At 48.3% G+C, this 543-nt stretch carries 1 protein-coding gene; it reads right to left on the reverse strand.

Annotated elements, in window-relative coordinates; genetic code table 11:
- Positions 1–34 precede the first annotated feature (34 nt).
- Positions 35–543: alkaline phosphatase D family protein (locus R7Z77_RS27925; protein WP_318137378.1), on the reverse strand; the 509-nt coding region annotated here is incomplete at its 5' end.

The following is a 543-nucleotide window of genomic DNA, read 5'->3' on the forward strand; positions in this document are numbered from 1 at the left end:
ATGAGCGGACTTTTACTTTTTTCGCCAGTTTAGATTAGATAATGTCTAACGTTGTGCCATTTGTAGTAGACGCCGACTTCGTCGTCACCTGATACTTTTTGTCTTTGATGGTCGACACCAAGTACCACGTCGATTGAGCGGCATCAGCAGTAAAGGTCACTCGCATAAAGCCACGTTGTTTGATGTCAGCCCATTGCAGCTCGGAGACTAAATGCGGCAAGGTGTATTCCATTTGAGCAATCGCCACCGGGTCCAACGCCAAATACTCTTCTAACCCCGGAGAGCTCACCGAGCTCGTCGCAAACTCGACCCCTATCGGATTGTTTGACACATCTTTTAACTCACTTGCCCACGCGTTGTGAGTATCGCCCGCTAAACACACAAAATTGCCACTACTTGCTTTGGCCAGTTGGTAGACTTTTTCACGCTCGACATAGTAACCATCCCAAGCATCGAGGTTGTATGGCAGAGAAATGGGATCTGCACTTGGATCGGCAAGATAACCCGTGATCGCTGTATTCACCGCCAACAACGCTTCTGTTT

Source organism: Vibrio sp. 1401, assembly GCF_033340295.1.